This is a genomic window from Streptantibioticus silvisoli (assembly GCF_027947535.2).
Taxonomy (GTDB): Bacteria; Actinomycetota; Actinomycetes; order Streptomycetales; family Streptomycetaceae; genus Streptantibioticus_C; species Streptantibioticus_C silvisoli.
In genome coordinates, this window is the sequence record NZ_JAAGKO020000073.1 from 13,375 (window position 1) to 31,812 (window position 18,438).

General features: G+C 75.8%; 7 protein-coding genes. All 7 read left to right on the plus strand.

Annotation, left to right across the window (positions count from 1 at the left end; genetic code table 11):
• Window positions 1-21 precede the first annotated feature (21 nt).
• From POF43_RS31055 to POF43_RS31085, 7 genes are read left to right on the plus strand one after another with little or no spacing between them, the layout of a single operon-like run.
• Window positions 22-4,794, plus strand: a complete 4,773-nt coding sequence (locus POF43_RS31055) for a type I polyketide synthase (protein ID WP_271322186.1) — start codon at window positions 22-24, stop codon at window positions 4,792-4,794.
• Window positions 4,787-14,101, plus strand: a complete 9,315-nt coding sequence (locus tag POF43_RS31060) for a type I polyketide synthase (protein ID WP_271322187.1) — start codon at window positions 4,787-4,789, stop codon at window positions 14,099-14,101. The genes POF43_RS31055 and POF43_RS31060 overlap by 8 nt, the downstream gene beginning before the upstream one ends.
• A 38-nt stretch (window positions 14,102-14,139) precedes the next feature.
• Window positions 14,140-14,985 carry a 3-hydroxyacyl-CoA dehydrogenase family protein gene (locus tag POF43_RS31065; protein ID WP_271322188.1) on the plus strand — a complete coding sequence of 282 codons (846 nt, stop codon included), beginning with the start codon at window positions 14,140-14,142 and terminating at the stop codon, window positions 14,983-14,985.
• 10 nt (window positions 14,986-14,995) lie between these two features.
• Entirely contained in the window at window positions 14,996-15,250 is a 255-nt protein-coding gene (locus tag POF43_RS31070) for an acyl carrier protein (protein WP_271313310.1), read from the plus strand.
• 9 nt (window positions 15,251-15,259) lie between these two features.
• A complete protein-coding gene (locus POF43_RS31075) occupies window positions 15,260-16,408 on the plus strand; it encodes an acyl-CoA dehydrogenase family protein (protein WP_271322189.1) in 1,149 nt (382 codons plus the stop codon).
• Entirely contained in the window at window positions 16,405-17,481 is a 1,077-nt protein-coding gene (locus POF43_RS31080; protein WP_271313308.1) for an HAD-IIIC family phosphatase, read from the plus strand. Before POF43_RS31075 ends, POF43_RS31080 begins: the two co-directional genes overlap by 4 nt.
• A 5-nt stretch (window positions 17,482-17,486) precedes the next feature.
• On the plus strand, window positions 17,487-18,257 hold the full coding sequence (locus POF43_RS31085; RefSeq protein WP_271322190.1) for a thioesterase II family protein: 771 nt from the start codon (window positions 17,487-17,489) through the stop codon (window positions 18,255-18,257).
• The last annotated feature ends 181 nt before the right edge of the window (window positions 18,258-18,438 follow it).

The following is an 18,438-nucleotide window of genomic DNA, read 5'->3' on the forward strand; positions in this document are numbered from 1 at the left end:
ACATCGGGATTGGGGTCACCAATGGCGGGCGAGGACAAGCTCCGCGAGTACCTTCAGCGCGCGACCGCCGAACTGGCGGACGCCCGCAACCGCCTGGCGGAGGCGGACGCTCGGGAGCACGAGCCGATCGCCGTCATCGGCATGTCCTGCCGGTTCCCGGACGCCGAGGGGGTCGACGCCTACTGGCAGTTGCTGCGCGAGGGCCGCAGCGCGCGGATCGGGCAGGTGCCGCCCGGGCGGTTCGACGCGGCGCCGCGCCCCGGGGAGGCGTACACCCCGCGCGAGGGCGCCTTCCTGCCCGACGTCGCCGGCTGGGACGCGGAGTTCTTCGGCTTCTCCTCGCGGGAGGCACTGCGGATGGACCCGCAGCAGCGGATGCTGATGGAGCTGGCCTGGGAGGCCATGGAGGACGCCGGGACCCCGCCGCCGAGCCTGGCGGGCAGCAGGACCGGGGTGCTGCTGGGCTTCTCCGACGCCTTCCAGTACGGGCAGGTGGCGGCGGAACGGCAGGGCACGGACGTCTACGCCGACCCGTTCATGGGACAGGGCAGCCTGGCCAGCGTCGTCGCGGGCCGCCTGGCCTACCACTTCGACCTGCGCGGTCCGACGCTGTCGCTGGACACCGCCTGCTCCTCGTCGCTGGTCGCCACCCACCTGGCGGTGCAGGCGCTGCGCAACGGCGAGTGCGACTACGCGCTGGCCGGCGGCGGCTACCTGGCGCTGCACCGGTTCCTGTACGTCTACAGCTGCGCGACCTCGCTGCTGTCGCCCACCAACCGCTGCCACACCTTCGACACCGGCGCCGACGGCTACCTGATGGGCGAGGGCGGCGGCCTGGTCATGCTGGCCAGGCTGTCGGACGCGCTGCGCGACGGGCACCGGGTGCGCGCCGTGATCCGCGGTTCCTCGGTCAACCAGGACGGGCGCAGCAACGGGCTGACCGCGCCCAGCCGCAGCGCCCAGGAGCAGGTGATCCGGCAGGCGCTGGCCGCCGCCGGGACCACCCCGGCGGAGGTGGACTACGTCGAGGCGCACGGCTCGGGCACCCCGCTGGGCGACGAGATCGAACTCGGCGCCCTCAACGACGTGTTCGGCAACCGCCGCGCCGACCGGCCGCTGCACGTGGGCGCGGTGAAGACCAACATCGGCCACACCCACACCGCCGCGGGCGTCGCCGGCCTGATCAAGACCGTGCTGGTTCTGGAGAACGGCCTCGTGCCGCCCAACCTGAACATGGCCGACCCGGCCGAGGCGGTGCTCGCCGGCGGCGCGGTGCGGCCGGCGGCCGGCCTCACCGCGCTGCCGGTCGCGGAGCGCTCCCCGGTCGCCGGGGTCAGCTCGTTCGGCTGGTCGGGGACGAACGCGCACATCGTGCTGGAGGCGGCGCCCGCCGTACCGGCGGCCGCACCGCGCGACGAGCCGGCGGTGCCCGAACTGCTGCCGGTCTCCGCGGCCGGCGCCCCGGCCCTGGCCGCGCAGCTGGCGCGGCTGGCCGGGCACGTCGGGCACGCGGACCTCGCCGAGGTGGCGCACACCCTGCGCGGCGGTCGCGCCGAGCACGACCACCGCAGGGCGGTGGTCGCCACCGACACCGCCGACGCCACGGCCCGGCTCGCCGCCGCCGCCGGCACCCCGGGGGTGCGCCGGCTGGCGCGGCGGCCCCGGGTGGCCTTCCTGCTGCCCGGCGTGGGCGACCAGTACCGGGGCCTGGGCCGCGCGCTGTACCGCGCCGAGCCGGTGTTCGCGGCGGCGGCCGACGAATGCCTCGCGCTGGCCGCCGAACGGTGCGGTGTCGACCTGCGGGCGGTGCTGCTCGCCGAGCCGCCGGCCGACGAGGACGCACCGCAGGTCTTCCCCGGCCGCGGCGAGCCCGGCCCCGGCGACGCCGACGACCCGCTGGAGCACGCCGAGGTCGCCCACCCCTTCCTGTTCACCGTGCAGTACGCGCTGGCCCGGCTGCTCGGCCACCGCGGCATCACACCCGACCTGCTGATCGGCTACAGCCTGGGCGAGTACGTCGCGGCCTGCCTGGCCGGTGTGTTCACCCTGCCGGACGCGCTGTGGCTGGTGGGCGAACGGGCCCGGCTGATCGCGGCAGCACCGGCGGGGCGGATGCTCGCGGTCGCGGCCGGCGGCGACGAGGTGCGCCGGTCGCTGGCCGACTGCGGGGCGCGGGTGGACGTGGCGGCGCTCAACGGGCCGCGGATGACGGTGCTCAGCGGCGCCCCGCAGGAAATCGAGTCCGCGAGGGCGCGGCTGGTGGCCGACGGCACGGCGGCCCGGGTCCTGCGCTCCGCGCACGCGTTCCACTCCTCGCTGCTGCACCCCGCGCAGGACAAGCTGGCGGCACTGGTCGCCTCCGTCCCGCGCCGGGCACCGCGCGTCGGCATCGTCTCGAACGTCACCGGCGCGCCGCTGACCGACGAGCAGGCCACCGACCCGGGCTACTGGGCCGAGCACCTGTGCCGTCCGGTGCGTTTCGCCCGCAGCGTGGAGCACTGCGTCGACAGCGGGATCGACGCCTACGTGGAACTGGGCGCCGGCCAGACGCTCGGCGGCCTGGTGCGGCAGAACGTCACCGGTGACGCGCGGCCGACCGTGCTGGGCACCCTCCCCGCGCCGTGGCCGGCCCGCGACCGGCCGGAGGAGAACACCGGCGTGCTGGAGACGTGCGGGCGGCTGTGGGAGATCGGGGTCGACCTGGACTGGTCCGCGCTGCGGCGCGGCACCCCCCGGCTGACCCGGTTGCCGGCCTACCCGTTCCAGCGGACGCCGTTCTGGCCGGAGCGCGCGGAGACGGCGGTGCGTGCCGCGGTGGAGGCGCCGGGCGACGGGCTGGGCTACGTCCCGGCCTGGCGGCACGACCTCACCCGGCTCCCGGCGGACCGCGCCGCTCCGGCCGGCACGCTGGTGGTGTTCGCCGACGAGGGCGGCATCGGCACCGGTCTGGCCGACCTCGCCGAGGCGGCCGGCCTGCGGGTGGTGGAGGTGGCGGCGGGCGAGCCGGGCACCGGCACGCGGCGCGACGGGCGGCGCCTGGTGATCGACCCGGCCGTCCCCGGGCACTACCACGACGTCTTCGCCGCGGTGGACCCGGCGCACGACGGACCGGTGCAGGTGGTGCACCTGTGGAGCCTCGGGGGGCCGGCCCGCCGGGCGGTCTTCGCCGGGGACGCGGAGCTGCGTGCCGCCGTGCGGCGCGGTTTCGACACCCTGCTGCTGGCCGTTCAGGCGCTCGGCGGGCAGCCGACCGGGCGGCAGGTGCGGCTGCTGACCGTCACCGCCGGGGCGGCGGAGGTCGTCGGCGGTGACGCGACCGCCCCCGAACAGGCCATGGCGCACGGCCTCGGCCTCGGGGTGCGCTCCGAGTACCCGGAGCTGGCCTGGCGCGGGGTCGACCTGTCCGCGTCGGCCGGCGTGCCGGAGTCGGCCGCGGCCCTGGCCGCCGAACTGGGCCGCGGCCCGTGGGAGTTCGCCGACCCGGCCGCCGAACCGGCGCTGGTCGCCTGGCGGGGCGGGCGGCGCTGGCTGAAGGGCTGGGCGGAGCTGCCGCTCGACCCGGCCGGCACGGACGCCGGCACGCCGTGGCAGGCCGACGGCGCCTACCTGATCACCGGCGGCACCCGCGGGCTGGGCATGGCACTGGCCCGGCACCTGGTGCGCCGCGGAGTGCGCCGCCTGGCCCTGGTCGGCCGCACCGACCTGCGCGGCGCGCCGACCGGGCGCACCGCGGCCGTGCTGCGCGACGTGGCGGAACTGGAGGCGGCCGGCGCGCGGGTGCTGCTGCTGACCGCGGACGCCGGGGTCCCCGACGACCTGCGGGGCGCCCTGCGCCGGGCGCAGGAGGAGTTCGGCGCGCTGCACGGGGTCGTGCACTGCGCCGGTGTCCCGGGCGGCGGTCTGACGCAACGGCGGACGGTGGCCGGTGCGGGCGAGGTGCTGGCGCCGAAGGTGCTGGCCATGGGGCCGCTGGCGGAACTGGTCGGCCCGGACACCCCGGCAGGGTCGAGGCCGAAGCTGCTGGTGCTCTACTCCTCCATCGCCACCGTGTTCGGCGGCGTCGGCGAGGGCGACTACTGCGCGGCCAACAGCGTGCTGGACGCATACGGCACGGCGCTGGCCGCCGCGGCCCCCGACACCCAGGTCATCACGGTGGCGTGGGGCCAGTGGCAGCACGACGACTGGCAGGGCGAGCAGGCCGGCACCGTCTTCGCCGAGCAGTCGGCGTACCGCAGGCGGTACGGCTTCACCGACGACGCGGGCTGCGCGGTGCTCGACCGGCTGGTCGACGGTTCGGCCGGCGGGGTGCGCGGCAGCGTGGTGGCGCTGCGCCAGCCGCTGCCGGCGGCGGTGCGCGAGTGGGCGGCCATGAACGACCTGGACGAGCTGGCCGCCGGCTCGGCGGCCGTCGCCACCGGGTCGGCGAGGTTCCCGCGGCCGCCGCTGCGGACCGACTTCGCGGCGCCGCGCCCCGGGCTTCAGACGGCGATCGCCGAGGTGTGGGGCGACTACCTGGGCATCGACCAGGTCGGCGTCAACGACCCGTTCTTCGACCTGGGCGGCACCTCACTGGTCGGCATGGCCATGGTGACGGCCCTGGAGCGCCTTCTCGACCGGCGGATCGCGCCGGCCCTGCTGTTCGAACATCCCACCGTGGCGACGTTCACCGCGGCACTGGACGCGGCCGGCGAGGAGCCCGCCGCGGTGGCCGCCGGCTCGTCGCGGGGCGAGCGGCGGCGCAGGGCGGGCGGCACGCGGACTTCCGGCACGCAGAAGCGAGGACACCGTGACTGAGTACACCGACGAGCCCGCCGGCCAGGACATCGCGCTGGTCGGCATGGCGGGCCGGTTCCCGGGAGCCGGCGACGTCGACGGGCTGTGGGAGACCGTCCGGGACGGCCGTTCGGGCGTCACCCGGTTCACCGACGCCGAACTGCTGGCGGCCGGGGTCTCCCCGCAACTGCTGGCGGACCCGGCCTACGTCCGGGCCGGGGCGGTCATCGACGGCGTCGACCGGTTCGACGCGGGCTTCTTCGGGGTCAACCCGAAGGAGGCGCAGATCCTCGACCCGCAGCACCGGTTGTTCCTGGAACACAGCTGGCACGCGCTGGAGGACGCCGGGTGCGACCCGGCCCGGTTCGACGGTGCCATCGGCGTCTTCGGCGGGTGCGCGTGGAGCACCTACCTGACCCACAACCTCGAACCGGCCGGCGCCGCCCGCGACGTCGGTGTGATGGCGGTCTCGCTGGCCAACGAGAAGGACACCCTGGCCACCCGGGTCGCGCACCTGCTCGGGCTGTCCGGGCCGGCGTTCAGCGTGCAGAGCGCCTGCTCGACCTCGCTGGTGGCGGTCTGCGTCGCGGCCAGCAGCCTGGCGAACTTCGAGTGCGACATGGCCCTGGCCGGCGGGGTGTCGATCGCCGTGCCGCAGCGGGTCGGCTACCTCTACCAGCAGGGCGGCATCGCCCCGCCGGACGGGGAGTGCCGGGCGTTCGACGCCGCCGGGCTGGGCGCGCCGCTGGGCAGCGGTGTCGGTGTGGTGGCGCTGCGCCGGCTGGAGGACGCGCTGGCCGACGGCGACCGGGTGTACGCGGTGCTGCGCGGCTGGGCCGTCAACAACGACGCGGGCCGCAAGGTGGGCTTCACCGCGCCCGGTGTGGAGGGGCAGGCCGCGGTGATCGCCGAGGCGCTGGCCGCCGCCGGGGTGGGCCCGGCCGACATCGACTACGTGGAGGCGCACGGCACCGGCACCGCCCTGGGGGACGCGGCCGAACTGGCGGCGCTCCAGCGGGTCTTCCGCGGCCAGGCGCTGCGGATCGGCTCGGTCAAGACCAACATCGGCCATCTGGACCGGGCCGCCGGGGTGACGGGGCTGATCAAGACCGCGCTGGCCCTGCACCACGGCGAGATCCCGCCGACCCGCAACCTCACCCGCCCCAATCCGCAACTCGCCGAGGGCGAGGCGGAGTTGACCGTGGTCACCGAGCGCCGGCCGTGGCCGCGCGAGGAACGGGCGCGGCTGGCCGGGGTCAGCGCGTTCGGCATCGGCGGCACCAACGCCCACGTCGTGGTGCAGGAGGCGCCGCAGGTCCCGCGGCCGGCCGCCGCGCGCGGCGCGGAACTGCTGATCTGGTCCGCGCGTTCGGCGGCGGCCCTGGAGGAGGCCACGGTCCGGCTGGCCGGGCACCTGGAGACGACCGGGGACGCGCTGGGCGACATCGCCCACACCCTGCGGACCGGGCGGGCGGCCTTCCCGCACCGCCGGATGCTGGTCGCCGACTCGGCGCGCGGCGCGGCGGCCACGATACGGGCGGGCGGCGCGGCTGGACAGCGGGTGACCGGCGGCGCCGACCGGCCGGTGGGCTTCCTCATCGCGGGGACCGACGAGGGGTACCCGGCCGCCACGGCACGGCTGTACCGCGACGAGCCGGTCTTCCGTACCGCGTTCGACCGGTGCCGCGACCTGCTGCGCGAGGTCACCGGCGCCGACCCGCTGGCCGGGTGGGTGGAATCCGGCGGCGGCGCGGAAGGGGCGGCCGGCGGCCCGGCGGACCCCGCGGTGTTCGCGGTCGGGTACGCCCTGGCCGCCCTGGTGCGCTCCTGGGGTGTCGAGCCGTCGGTGCTGGCCGGGTACGGCGCCGGCGAGTACGTGGCGGCCTGCGTCTCCGGTGTCCTGTCGCTGCGCGACGCGCTGGCGCTGGCGGCGCACCGCGCCCGGCTGGTCGGCACGCTGCCGTCCGGGGCGACGGCGCTGGTGGCGCTGTCCGCCGAGGAGGTACGCGCCCGCGCCGGACGGGCGGGCGTCGGCGTGGCGGCCGTCCACGGGCCCCGGCTGACCCTGCTGTGCGGCGAGGCGGCGGCGCTGACCGCGTTCGGTGAGGCGCTGACCGCCGACGGCGTGTCCTTCGGGCCCGTCACCGCCGGACCGTACCCGTGCGGGGAGTTCCTCGAACCGCTCCGTGCCGGACTGGCCGACTGGGTCGCGGACAACGTGACGTTGCACCCGCCCCGCATCCCCTGCGTCTCCACCGTCACCGGGCGGGTGCTCAGCGACGAGCAGGCCACGGACCCCGGGTACTGGGCCGGGCAGTTGTGCGCGCCGGTGCTGTTCGACACCGCCCTGGCGACGGTGCTGGCCGATCCGGAGACCGTGCTGCTGGAACTGGGCGCGGGCGGCGCGCTCGGCGCGATGGCCCGCGACCACCGCGACTGCCCGCCGGAACGGCGTTCCGCCGTGGTGGCGGCGCTGCCGGCGGCCGGCGACCCGCGACCGGCCGACGAGACGCTCGCCGAGGCCGCCGGCCGGCTGTGGCTGGCCGGGGCCGCGCCACAATGGACCGGCTACCGGGCGGACCGCCCGCTGCGCCGGGTCGGCCTGCCGCTCTACCCCTTCCAGCGCGAGCGCTACTGGATCGACCCGCCTGCCGCGGAGCCGCAGCCGGAGCCGCGGCCGGCCGCGGCGCCGGCCGCCGCCGAGCGCGTACGGCTGCTGGAGCAGACCTGGTCGCCGGCGGGCGAAGCGGGCGGCGCGACGGTGGCGGCCGACGGCCGGTACCTGATCGTCGCGGACGCCGGGGGCGTCGGCGAGGCGCTGGCCGGGCTGCTGCGCCGGGCCGGCGGTGAGGTGAGCCTGGCGGCGTCGGCCGCGGACCTGGCGGGGCTGGCCGGCGCGGGCGGCGGCACCGTCGTCCACCTGGCCGCACTGGACCGCGGCGGCCCCGACGACGACGGCGCGCCGGTCGTGGCGGCCACCGCCCGCGTGCTCGCGGCGGCCGCCGGCGACGGAACGGCGGCCGTGCGGGTGCTGGTCGCCACGCGCGGCGGGCAGACCGTCACCGGCGCCGAGCAGGTCAGCGCCGCCCAGGCGGCCGTCGCGGTGCTGCCGGTGGTGGCCGACCAGGAGTACCTGAACCTGGAGAGCCGCTGCGTCGACCTCGACCCCGGCTACGACCCGGCCGAAGCCGCCGAGGTGCTGGCGGCCGAGCTGGGCCGCCCGTGCGACGCGGTCCTGGTCGCCCACCGCGCCGGCCTGCGCCACCTACCGCGCTACGCACCGGTCCGGCCGGCCGCGACGGCCTCCGCCGTCCGGGCGGGCGGCAGTTACCTGGTCACCGGGGGCCTGGGCCCGGTCGGGCTGACCGTGGCGGAGCACCTGGCGCGCCGGGGAGCCGGGCGCCTGGTGCTGGCCGGCCGCACCGGCCTGCCCGACGATCCGGCCGATCCGCGGGCGGTCGCGGTGGCCCGGTTGCGCGCGCTGGGCGCCGGGGTCGAGACGCCGCGGGTGGACGTCACCGACCCGGACGCGGTGCGGGAGTTGTTCGCCGGCGGGCGGATCGACGGTGTGGTGCACGCCGCCGCCGACGCGCAGCCGGCCGGTTTCGTGCCGCTGTGCGACGTGGACGAGGCCGGCACCGCCCGGCAGTTCGGCGCGAAGGTCGACGGCGCGCGGGTGCTGGCCGGTGTCGTGGACGCGCTGGACGCCGGGCGGGCGCCGCAGTGGTGCGTGCTGTTCTCCTCCACCTCGGCCCTGCTGGGCGGGGTGACGTTCGGCGGGTACGCGGCGGCGAACGCGGCGCTGATCGCCCGGGCGCACGGCCGGGGCGCGGCGACCACCCGCTGGATCGCCGCCGCCTGGGACACCTGGCCGGGCACCCGGGAACGGCTCGACGGCCGCTTCGGGGCGTCGATGGCCGCGCACGCCATGAGCGGCCCCGAGGCGCTCGACGCCTTCGACCGGGTGCTGGCCGCGGCGGGCCCCGCGGTCGTCGTCGCGGTGGACGGGCTGGACGGACGGCTGCCCGCCCCGCGCGAGCAGGCACCGGCGCCCGCGGCGGCCGCGGTGCGGCGCTTCCCGCGCCCCGACCTGCCGCAGCCGTACACCCCCGCGCTGACCGCCACCGAGACGGCTCTGACCGAGGTGTGGTCCTCGGTGCTCGGGGTGGAACCGGTGGGCACCCGGGACAACTTCTTCGACCTGAGCGGGAACTCGCTGCTCGCGCTCCAGATGCTCGCGCTGGTCAAGGAGCGCTTCGGCGTCGCGGTCCCGACGGTCGCCCTGTTCGAACTGCCCACCGTGCGCGCCCTGGCCGCCCTGCTCGACCGGCCGGCGGCCACCGCGACCGCGGCGAGCACCGAGCCCGCGCCCACGGCGAGCGCCGGGACCGCGGTGAGCGCCGGGACCGCCGAGGCGGCCGGGACGGCGAACACGCCCGTCGCCGCCCCGGCCGCGGCCCCCGTCGCCGCCCCGGCCACGGCCCCGGTCGCCGCCTCCGTGCCCGTCCTCCCGGTCCCCGTCGCCACCACGCGCCCCCGGCCCGACGCCGACGCGGCGGACCTCGACCGGCACGTCGCGGTCGTCGGCATGGCGGGCCGCTTCCCGGGCGCGGGGGACGTCGGCCGGTTCTGGCGCAACCTGTGCGACGGGGTGGAGTCCATCAGCTTCTTCACCCCGGAGGAGATGATCGCCGCCGGGGTCGACCCGATCACCGCCCACGACCCCGCCTACGTGGCCGCCCGTCCGGTCCTGGACGACGTGGCCGGCTTCGACGCGGCGTTCTTCGGCCTCAGTCCGCGGATGGCCGCGCTCACCGACCCGCAGCAGCGGCTGTTCCTGGAGGTGTGCTGGGAGGCGCTGGAGCAGTCCGGCTACTGCCGGCCCGAACACCGCGGGCGCGTGGGGGTGTTCGGCGGCTCCAACCTCAGCACGTACCTGCTCGGCATGATGGACCGGTTCGCCGGCGACCAGGACGTCAGCATGTACGAGCTGGTCATGGGCAACGACAAGGACGCGCTGACCACCACCGTGTCCTACCTGTTCGACCTGCGCGGGCCGAGCGTGGCGGTGCAGACCTTCTGCTCCACCTCGCTGGTCGCCGTGCACACCGCGGTGCGCAGCCTGCGCGACGGCGACTGCGAGATGGCGCTGGCCGGCGGGGTGTCGGTGCGGGTGCCGGACCGGATCGGCCACCTGCACACCCCCGGCGGCATGGAGTCCCCCGACGGCCACGTGCGGGCCTTCGACGCGGCGGCGCGCGGCAGCATGTTCGGCGACGGCGCCACCGCGGTCGTGCTCAAGCGGCTCGGCGACGCGCTGCGCGACGGCGACCACATCTGGTCGGTCATCCGCGGGTCGGCGATGAACAACGACGGCGCGCTGAAGGTGGGGTACACCGCGCCGAGCGTGGTGGGCCAGGCGGCGGTGATCGCCGACGCGATGGCCGACGCGCGGGTCGGCGCCGAGGACATCGGCTACGTCGAGGCGCACGGCACCGGCACGGAACTCGGCGACCCGATCGAGGTCGCCGCGCTGACGCGGGCCTTCGGTCCGACGGAGCGAACCGGGTACTGCCCGATCGGCTCGGTGAAGACCAACGTGGGCCACCTGGACCGGGCGGCCGGCACGGCGGGGCTGATCAAGGCGTCGCTGGTCGTGCGGGAGGGCCTGATCCCCCCGACGCTGCACTTCACCACCCCCAACCCGGCGATCGACTTCGCGCACAGCCCGTTCCACGTCAACGCGGCGCTCACCGCCTGGCCGGGTGCGCCGGAGCGGCCGCGCGTCGCCGGGCTCAACTCGCTCGGCATGGGCGGCACCAACGTCCACGTGGTCGTCCAAGAGCCCCCGGTGCGGCCCGAGCCGCCGGCCACCGACCCGCGTACCGCCCGCCGCTACCAGGTCCTGGCGGTCTCGGCGCGCGGCGCGCAGGCCGCCGACGAGGCCGTGCGGCTGCTCGGCGAACACCTGCGGGAGCGGCCCGGGCTGCGCCTCGCCGACGTGGCGTACACCCTCCAGGTGGGCCGCCGCACGTTCGAGCACCGGCGTGCCGCGGTGGCCGACGGCGTGGCCGGCGCGGTCGCCTCGCTGACCGGTGCCGACGGCGCGCAGCCGCCGGGCGGCCGGGTGGAGACGATGGAGGGCCGGCCGGTGGCGTTCCTGTTCACCGGGGTCGGCGAGCAGTACCCGGGCATGGTCGGCGAGCTCTACCGGCGCGAGCCGGTCTTCCGCGCCGAACTGGACCGGTGCCTGGCGCGGCTGGTGGAGGTGCTGGCCCCCGGCCTGCCCGACGCCGACGCGGGCCGGCTGGCGGACCTGCTGACCGGGCAGCGCGGTGGCGGGCCGGGGCTGGCGGCGCTGCTGGGCCGGGCCGAGGCGGCCGACGAACGGGCCGACGCGCTGCAACGCACCGAGATCGTGCAGCCGCTGGTGTTCGCGGTCGACCACGCGCTGGCCGCCACCTTGGGGCACTGGGGAATCCGCCCCGCGGCGATGCTGGGCTACAGCCTGGGTGAGTACGTCGCCGCCTGCCTGGCCGGGGTGTTGTCGCTGGACGACGCGATCGCGCTGGTCGCGCACCGCGCCCGGCTGATCGGCGCGACCGAGCCGGGCGCGATGGCCGCGGTCCCGCTGGCGGCGGAGCGGTTGGAGGAGCGCTTCGGGCTGGAGCGGCGCGGTCTGGACGTGGCGGCGGTCAACGGCCCGGAGATGGTCGTGGTGGCGGGCGGGACGCAGGCGCTGGCCGCGCTGTCGGCCGACCTGCGGGAGGCGGGCGTGGCCTGCCGGCCGCTGCGGACCACCCACGCCTTCCACTCGCGGATGCTGGAGCCGCTGGCCGGCGAACTGACCGACTGGATCAGCCGGAACGTGACGCTCAACGCGCCGGCGCTGCCCTACCTGTCGAACGTCACCGGCGGTCCGGCCGACGCGGACCTGGTCTGCGACCCGGCCTACTGGGCCCGGCACATGTGCCGCCCGGTGCAGTTCGAGCGGGCGGCGCGGGCGCTGCTGGCCGACGAGCACCTGGCCGTGGTGGAGATCGGGCCCGGCCAGTCGCTCGGCGCGCTGCTGCGCGCCGCCGGCTGCCCGCCCGACCGCTGGCCGCTGATCACCGCGACGCTGCCGGCCGCGGAGGACCCGCGCCCGGCCGACGCGGTGCTCACCGAGTGCCTCGCCCGGTTGTGGCTGCTCGGCGCGGACATCGACTGGACGGCCCACCACGGCAGGCACCAGGCGGATTCACCGCAGTACGCCGGCGCCGCACCGGGCCGGATACCGCTGCCGACCTACCCGTTCCAGCGCCAGCGGTACTGGATCGAGCGGACCCCGGCCGCTGCGGTGGCGCCCGCCGCGGCGCAGGACGCGACCGGGGCGCCGGTGGGCGCGCTGGAGCAGTTCGACCGCATCCCGCTGCTGCCGGAGGAGCAGTGGATCCACCTGCCGGTGTGGCGGCAGACGGCGGCCGTCCGGGCCGACGAACGCCGGCCGGCGTCCTGGCTGGTGTACGCGCACGGCGCGGCGGCCGAGGAGATCACGGCCGGGCTGCGTACGGCCGCCGCGGCCACGGACGCGACGGTGACCGTGGTCCGCCCGGGCACCGCGTTCCGCTCCGCCGCGGACGGCCGCACGATCCGGCCGGGGAACGTGGACGACACCGTGGCCCTGCTGCGCGGCCTGCGGGCCGAGGGCACCCGGCTGGAACGGGTGGTGCACCTGTGGACCCTCGACGAGGAGCCGCAGGAGAGCGCCACCACCTTGGACCGGGGCCTGCACACCCTGGTCGCGCTGGCCCGCGGGGCCGGTGAACTGGGCCTGGAGGACTGGTCGGTGGACATCGTGACGGCCGGCTCCCAGCGGGTGCTGGCCGACGGTGAGGCCCGGCCGGACGCCGCGACCCTCATCGGTCCGGCGCTGGTCGTCCCGATGGAGTACGCCTCGGTCGGCGCCCGGCTGATCGACGTCGACCCCGTGCCGGTGGCCGCCGAGGTGGTCGCCGAGCTGCTGCGCCCGGCGGCCGACCGGAAGGTGGCCCTGCGGGCCGGCCGGCGCTGGGTGTGCGGGTACGACGTCGTGCCGCCGGCGGCGACCGGGACGGTACTGCGGGAGGGCGGCGTCTACCTGATCACCGGCGGCCTGGGCGGCATCGGGCTCGCCATGGCCGAGAACCTGGCCCGCGACTGCCGCGCCCGGCTCGTGCTGTTCGGCCGGCACGGCCTGCCGCCGCGCGAGCGGTGGGAGGGCATCGCCGCCGGGACCGAGGAGGCCGACGAGAAGGTCCGCACCCGGGTCGCCCGGGTGCTGGAGATCATCGGACTGGGCGCCGCCGTGGAGGTCGTCACCGGTGACGTCGCGCGGCCGGCGGACGTGCGACGGGCGGTCGAGCTGGCCCACGACCGGTTCGGCGCGCTGCACGGTGTCCTGCACACCGCCGGGGTGCCGGGCACCGGGCTGATGCAGTTCAAGCAGCCCGGTGACGCCGACCAGGTGCTCGCGCCGAAGGTCGCCGGCACGCTGGCGATCGACGAGGCGCTGCGCACCGGCGAACCGGACGAGGTCGCGCTGGACTTCCTGGTGCTGTTCTCCTCCATCACCTCGGTGACCGGCGGCGGCCCCGGCCAGGTCGACTACTGCGCGGCCAACGCCTACCTGGACGCCTACGCCGCCCGGCAGAGCGCGGCGGGCCGGCGCGTGGTGTCGGTGGCGTGGGGCGAGTGGACCTGGAACGCCTGGGACGACGGCCTGTCCGGGTACGAGGAGGGCATCCGCACGTTCTTCCGGGAGCACCGGGCCCGGTTCGGCATCGACTTCGGGCCGGGTTGGCGCACCCTGCTGCGCGCCGTCGCCTGCGGGGAGTCGCACGTGGTCGTCTCCACCCAGGACCTGGAAGCGGTGGTGGAGGTCGCCGGCCGGTTCACCGTGGACGCGGTGACCTCGACGGCGAGCCCGGCGGCCGCCGGTTCCGACGGCGGCGACCGGCATCCGCGACCGGAACTGGTGACCCCCTACCAGGAGCCGGACGGCGAGACCGAACGGACCATCGCCGAGGCGTGGTGCCGTTCCCTGCGGCTGGAGCGGGTCGGCGCGATCGACAACTTCTTCGAACTGGGCGGCACGTCGCTGCTCAGCATCAACCTGCTGGCGGTGCTGCGCCGGTCCTTCCCCGAGGCGGAGCTGCCGCCGCACATCGTCCATGAGGCGCCGACCGTCGCGACGCTCGCCAAGGTCGTCGACGGCACCGCCGCGCGGCAGGAGCACGACAGCGGGGAGCAGGGCGAGTTGCGCCGCTCCGGCCTGCGGGCCGCGGCGGCACGGCGGCGCAGGTCGTGAGTACCCCCGAACCAACCGGACTACGGAACGGAGAAGTCATGGCCGTCATCGGCGTGGTGGGCGCGGGCGTGATGGGCGTCGGCGTCGCCCAGAACCTCGCCCAGGTCGGACACGAGGTGATCCTGGTCGACATCAGCCAGGAGGTACTGGAGCAGGCGCTCACCGCGATCACCCGCAACTGCCGGATGAGCCGCATGATGGGCGGCCCGGCGCTGGACGCCGACGCCGTCCTGGCGCGGATCAGCACCGCCGGGAGTGTGACCGCGCTGGCGGCGGCGGAGTTCGTCGTGGAGAACGTCACCGAGAACTGGGAGACCAAGCGCGCGGTGCACGCGGAACTCGACGAGGTCTGCCCGCCGCAGACCGTGATCATCGCGAACACCTCCGCCATCCCGATCACCAGGATCGGCTCCGTCGGGCGGCACCCGGACCGGGTGGTGGGCGTGCACTTCATGAACCCGGTGCCGGCCAAACCCGTGGTGGAGCTCATCCCCGGTTTCCACACCTCGCCGCGCACCGTGCTGCGCACCCGTGAGCTGCTGACCGGCATGGGAAAGCGGGCGGTGGAGGTCAAGGACGCGTCCGGTTTCATCTCCAACCGGGTGCTGATGCTGACGGTCAACGAGGCGGCGTACCTGGTGCACGAGGGCGTCGCGACCGCCGAGTCGGTCGACGAGGTCTTCCGCGGCTGCTTCGGGCACCCGATGGGCCCGCTGGAGACCGCCGACCTCATCGGCGTCGACACGATCCTCTACAGCGTCGAGGTGCTGCACGAGCACTACGCCGACAGCAAGTACCGGCCGTGTCCGCTGCTGAAGCAGATGACCGACGCCGGCCTGCACGGCCGCAAGACCGGCCGTGGTTTCTACACCTACCAGACCTGAGGAGAACCCCGTGCCGGACACGGACAGCGCCCGCATCCTTGCCTTCATCACCGACCGGTTCCCGCAGACCGACATCACCGAGTCCGAGGACATCTTCTCGCTCGGCTACATCAACTCCCTGTTCGCGATGGAGCTGGTGATGTTCCTGGAGAAGACGTTCGCCCTGACCATTCCCAACGACGAGCTGTTCATCGACAACTTCCGCACCGCGAAGTCGATGACCGAACTGGTGGGCCGACTGCGGTCCGGCACCGTGGCGGGCTGAGGAGCGGCGATGACGGACCAGTTGACACAGTCGCCGGCCACCCGCGTGCTGGACCGCGCCGCGGTGCGGGCGTTCGTCGACCAGCACATCAGCCCCGGCGCCGACGCCTTCGACCGGGCCGGCGCGATCCCGCAGGAGCTGCTCGACCGGATCGGCGAGGCGGGCCTGTGGGCGCCGTTCCTGCCGCCGGAGCTGGGCGGCCGCGGCACCGACCTGGTGACGCTGGGCGAGATCCACGAGGAGGTGGGGCGCGGCTGCTCGTCGGTACGCAGTCTGCTCACCGTGCACGGGATGCTGTCGTGGGCGCTCCAGCGCTGGGGCAGTGCGGCGCAACTGGAGCGGTGGGGACCGCGGTTGGCCAGCGGGCGGACGCTCGGCGCGTTCTGCCTGTCGGAACCGGGGGCCGGCAGCGACACCGGTGCCATCACCACCTGCGCCGTGCCGCGCGGTGGCGGCTGGGTGCTCGACGGGTGCAAGAAGTGGATCACCGGTGGCCGCCGGGCGGACCTGTTCCTGGTCTTCGCCCGGGGCCCGGCCAGCACCGTCGCCCTGCTGGTGCCGCGCGAGACCCCCGGGGTGTCGGTGCGGCCCATCGACGACATGCTGGGCACCCGTGCGTCGATGCTGGCCGAGGTGGCGTTCGACAACGTGGTGCTCGGGCCGGACGCCCTGCTGGGGCCCAGCGGTTTCGCCTCGGGCATGGTGCTCACCGGCACGCTGGACCTGGGCCGCTACAGCGTCGCGGCCGGCTCGGTCGGCATCGTGCAGGCGTGCCTGGACGCGTGCGCCGCGTACACCTCGCAGCGCACGGTCGGCGGTGTGCTGCTGCGGGAGATGCCGCTCATCCGGGCGAAGCTGTCGGACATGGTCACCGACGTGCGCGCGGCCCGGCTGCTGGTGGCCGAGGCCGGCCGGCTCAAGGACGCCGGCGACTCGGCCACCATCATGGCGACCTGGGTCGCGAAGTACTTCGCCTCGACCGCCGCGGCACGCCACGCGACCGAGGCGGTGCAGGTCCACGGCGCCAACGGGTGCAGTCCCGACTTCCCCGTGGCGCGCTACTTCCGGGATGCGAAGGTGATGGAGATCATCGAGGGCAGCAACGAGGTCCAGCGCACCACGATCGCCGCCGAGGCGTACCGCAGGTGCGCGTCATGACCGCCGTGACGGGCGACGAGCGGCAGGCGGTGCCGGACAAGCCGGTGCGCGGCCGGATCAAGTGCGTGGTGTGGGACCTGGACAACACCCTGTGGGACGGGGTGCTGCTGGAGGACGGGGAGGTGGCGCTGCGCGAGGCGGTGGCCGGGCACATCCGCCGGCTCGACGCCATGGGGGTGCTGCACTCCGTCGCCAGCCGCAACGACCACGCGACGGCGATGGCGAAGCTGCGGTCGCTGGGGCTGGACGAGATGTTCCTGTGCCCGCAGATCGGCTGGAACGCCAAGTCGGCCTCGATACGGCACATCGCGACCCGGCTCAACCTCGGGCTGGACGCGTTCGCCTTCGTCGACGACCAGGAGTTCGAACTCGCCGAGGTCGGCCACGCCCTGCCGCAGGTGACGTGCGTGGACGTCGCACGGCTGGACGAGGCGCTGGCGGGGCCGGAGTTCCGGCCGCGGTTCGTCACCGACGAGTCGGCGCGGCGGCGCGGCATGTACCAGGGCCAACTGGCGCGCGAGGAGCTGGAGTCGGAGTTCACCGGGACCGGTGAGGACTTCCTGGCGGGGCTGGACATGACGTTCACCGTCGCGCCGGCCCGCCGCGAGGACCTCCAGCGGGCCGAGGAGCTGACGGTGCGCACCAACCAGCTCAACGCCACCGGCCGCACCTACTCCTACGACGAGCTGGACGCGCTGCGCGAGTCGCCGGACCACCTGCTGCTGGTCGCCTCCCTGACCGACCGGTTCGGCTCCTACGGCAAGATCGGCCTGGCCCTGCTGGAGAAGGGGTCGCCCGACTGGCGGCTGAACATGATGCTGATGTCGTGCCGGGTGATGTCGCGCGGGGTCGGCAGCCTGCTGCTCGGGCACGTCATGGGCCTGGCCCGCGAGGCCGGGGCGGGGCTGCGCGCGGACCTCGTGGAGACCGGGCGCAACCGGATGATGCAGATCACCTACGCGTTCAGCGGCTTCCGGGAGGTGGAACGCGACGGCGCCCACGTGGTGCTGGCCGCCGACCTCAGCGCTGTCCAGCCCCCGCCGGCGTACGTGAAACTGGTGGTCGAGCGGTGACCGCCGTGGCCAGGCGCACACCGGCCGACCGGTGGCTGCCGTTCGGCGACCCGGTCGGCGGGGTGCGCCTGTACTGCCTGCCGCACGCGGGCGGGGCGGCGTCGTCGTTCCGCCCGTGGATCGGCCGGCTGGGCGCGGTGGCGGTCCGGCCGCTGCAACCGCCGGGGCGCGAGACCCGGCAGGGCGACGCGCCATACCCGGACATGGGCGCGCTCGTCGGCGAACTCGCCGGGGTCGTGCTCACCGACACGCGCGACGGCCCGTACGCGGTGTACGGGCACAGTCTGGGCGCGCTCGTGGGCTTCGAGCTGATCCACGAGATCCGCCGGCTCGGCGGCCCGGCGCCGGCGCACTTCGTGGTCTCCGGCTGCTCGGCCCCGCAGTGGGACAAGGGCGAGTCGATGTGGGAGGAGGCGGGGCTGACCGACGAGCGGATCATCGAGTTGCTGCGCACCCTGGGGGGCACCCCCGAGGCGTTCCTGTCCAACCCGACGGTGCTGCGGATGATCCTGCCGGCGCTCCGGGCCGACCTGGCGGTCAAGGACGGCTACCGGTACGTGCCGCGCCCGCCGCTCGACGTGCCCATCACCGCGCTCGCCGGCACCGAGGACCTGCGGGCCGACGTCGAGTCGATCACCGCCTGGCGCGAACAGACCGTCAGCCGCTTCCGCACCCACCTGCTGGACGGCGGCCACTTCGCCGTCCTGGAACAGCAGGAGACCACCCTGCGGCACCTGCGCGACGTGCTGTCGGCCTGGTCCGGCACGACGGTCTGACGTCCACGCGTCCGGGCATCCCCGCGTCCGGGCATCCACGCGTCCGGGCCGCTGTCCCTCGGGGGGCTGCGGCCCGGCGGCGTTTCGGGGGCGGGGGGGGTTTCGGGGCGGAGGGGATTTCGGGGCGGCACGGGTTTCGGGGCGGCACGGGTTCCGGGGCAACGCGGCGGCGGCGCGGGGC